Below are 2921 nucleotides of genomic sequence, written 5' to 3' on the forward strand. Positions count from 1 at the left end.
AAGGCGACAGACGCCCAACCGCCGGAGGCTAGTGCGCGGCCGACTCCCAGTCCGGGCCCACGCCCACTGAGACGTCCAGCGGTGCCCGGAGGTGGACCGCGCCGGCCATCGCGTGGCGGACGAGTTCCTCGGTGGCCGCTCGTTCCCCGGGGGCGATCTCCAGGACGATTTCGTCGTGGACCTGGAGGAGCATGCGGGACTTGAGGTCGGCCTCGCGCAGGGCGGTGTCGACCTTGAGCATGGCCATCTTCACGATGTCCGCCGCGGTGCCCTGGATCGGGGCGTTGAGCGCCATCCGCTCGGCAGCCTCGCGGCGCTGGCGGTTGTCGCTGTTGAGGTCGGGGAGGTAGCGGCGGCGGCCGAAGAGGGTCGCCGTGTAGCCCGTGGCCCGCGCCTCGTCGACCGCCCGGCGCAGATAGTCCCGTACGCCGCCGAAGCGCTCGAAGTAGGTGTCCATCAGGACCCGCGCCTCGCCCGCGTCGATGTTCAATTGCTGGGAGAGGCCGAAGGCGGACAGGCCGTAGGCGAGGCCGTACGACATCGCCTTGATCTTGCGGCGCATCTCCGCGTCGACCGCGGAACCCTCGACCGAGAACACCTGGGAGGCGACCGTGGTGTGCAGGTCCTCGCCCGAGGTGAACGCCTCCAACAGGCCTTCGTCCTCGGAGAGATGGGCCATCACGCGCAGCTCGATCTGGCTGTAGTCGGCCGTCATGAGGGACTCGTAGCCCTCGCCCACCACGAAGCCCCTGCGGATCGCCCTGCCCTCGTCCGTGCGGACCGGGATGTTCTGAAGGTTCGGGTCCGTGGAGGACAGGCGGCCCGTCGCCGCGACCGTCTGGTTGAACGTGGTGTGGATGCGGCCGTCCGTCGCGATCGTCTTGATCAGGCCCTCGACCGTGACGCGCAGCTTCGCCTGTTCGCGGTGGCGGAGCATGATGACCGGCAGTTCGTTCTCCGTCTGGTTGGCCAGCCAGGCCAGGGCGTCCGCGTCGGTCGTGTAGCCGGTCTTCGTCTTCTTTGTTTTGGGCAGGCCCAGTTCGCCGAAGAGGACTTCCTGGAGCTGCTTGGGCGAGCCGAGGTTGAACTCGTGCCCCGCCGCCGCGTGCGCCTCCTTCACCGCCTGCTGGACGGCGCCGGCGAACATCTGCTCCATCGCTTCGAGGTGCGCCTTGTCGGCCGCGATGCCGGACCGCTCCAGGCGGGCCAGCAGGATCGAGGTGGGCAGCTCCATGTCGCGGAGCAGGTCCGCCGCGCCGACCTCCTGGAGGCGCTCCCCGAAGGCGTCGCCCAGGTCGAGGATCGCGCGGGCCTGCACCATCAGGGCGTCCGCCTCGGCGCCGTCGTCCGCGCCGAAGGCGAGCTGGCCGTCGGCCGTGGCGGCCGGGGCGAGTTCGCGGCCGAGGTACTCCAGGGACAGCGCGTCCAGGTCGAAGGAGCGGCGGCCGGGCTTGACCAGGTAGGCGGCGAGCGCGGTGTCCATGGAGATGCCGGCGATCGTCCAGCCGTGCTCGGCGAAGACCCGCATCGCGCCCTTGGCGTTGTGGAACACCTTGGGACGGTCGGCGTCGGACAGCCAGGCCGCGAACGCGTTCTCGTCGCTCTCGTCCAGCTCCGCGGGGTCGAACCAGGCGGCCGCTCCCCCGGCGGTGGCGAGCGCGACCTCGGTCACCGAGCCGGTGCCGAGCGCCCAGGTGTCGACGGTGGCGACGCCAAGCGGCTCGGTGCCGTAGTCAGCCAGCCAGCCGGTCAGTTCGCCGGTGCCGAGGACCGAGCCGTCGACCGCCACTCCGCTCTCGGCGGGCGGGGTCGCGTCGGCCTCCTCGTTGCCCGGGTCGACGGCCAGCAGGCGCTCGCGCAGTGAGGGGTTGCGGATCTCCAGGGTGTCGAGAACCATCGCGAGGGCCGTGCGGTCGTACGGAGCGCGCTCCAGGTCGAGGACCGTCTTGGGCAGCTCGACGTCCTTGACCATCTCGGTCAGCCGGCGGTTGAGCTTGACCGCGTCCAAGTGGTCGCGGAGGTTCTGCCCGGCCTTGCCCTTGACCTCGTCGACGCGCTCCACCAGCTCGGTGAACGAACCGAACTGGTTGATCCACTTCGCGGCGGTCTTCTCGCCGACGCCGGGGATGCCCGGGAGGTTGTCGGACGGGTCGCCGCGCAGCGCCGCGAAGTCCGGGTACTGGGCGGGCGTCAACCCGTACTTCTCGACGACCTTCTCCGGAGTGAACCGGGTCAGCTCGGAGACGCCCTTCGTCGGGTACAGGACCGTGGTGTGGTCGGACACCAGCTGGAACGAGTCCCGGTCGCCGGTGACGATCAGCACGTCGAAGCCCTCGGCCTCGGCCTGGGTGGCGAGCGTGGCGATGACGTCGTCGGCCTCGAAGCCGTCGACCGCGAACCGCGACACGTGCATCGTGTCGAGCAGCTCGCCGATCAGCTCGACCTGGCCCTTGAACTCGTCCGGGGTCTTGGAGCGGTTCGCCTTGTACTCGGTGAACTCCTCGGAGCGCCAGGTCTTGCGGGACACGTCGAAGGCCACCGCGAAGTGCGTGGGCGCCTCGTCCCGCAGGGTGTTGGCCAGCATCGACGCGAAGCCGTAGATCGCGTTCGTCGGCTGGCCCGTCGCGGTCGTGAAGTTCTCCGCGGGCAGCGCGAAGAACGCGCGGTAGGCAAGCGAGTGCCCGTCCATCAGCATCAGCCGTGGACGGTCTCCGCCCGAGGTGTTCCCGGAGGTCTTGTCGGTCTTCTTCGATGCTGTCTCTGCCACGACCCCGATCCTGCCACGCCCCACTGACAGTCGGAGTCACGGCCGCCGCGTCGGAAGCCATGGCCGCGACGAACCGGGGTCACGGAACAACGGAAGAGGTGGCGGGAGTCACCGCCGCAACGAGGAGCCGGACAAGCCCACCCCGGCCCACGCC

1 protein-coding gene is annotated in these 2921 nt (G+C 70.0%); it reads right to left on the minus strand.

The window, feature by feature from the left end:
- Positions 1–28 precede the first annotated feature (28 nt).
- Positions 29–2767, minus strand: coding sequence for a DNA polymerase I (gene polA, locus ACNFOC_RS52760; protein WP_416966083.1), 2739 nt, complete (start codon positions 2765–2767; stop codon positions 29–31).
- Positions 2768–2921 lie beyond the last annotated feature (154 nt).

Origin of the sequence: Streptomyces colwelliae, assembly GCF_048158785.1 — a bacterium.
Lineage (GTDB): Bacteria > Actinomycetota > Actinomycetes > Streptomycetales > Streptomycetaceae > Streptomyces.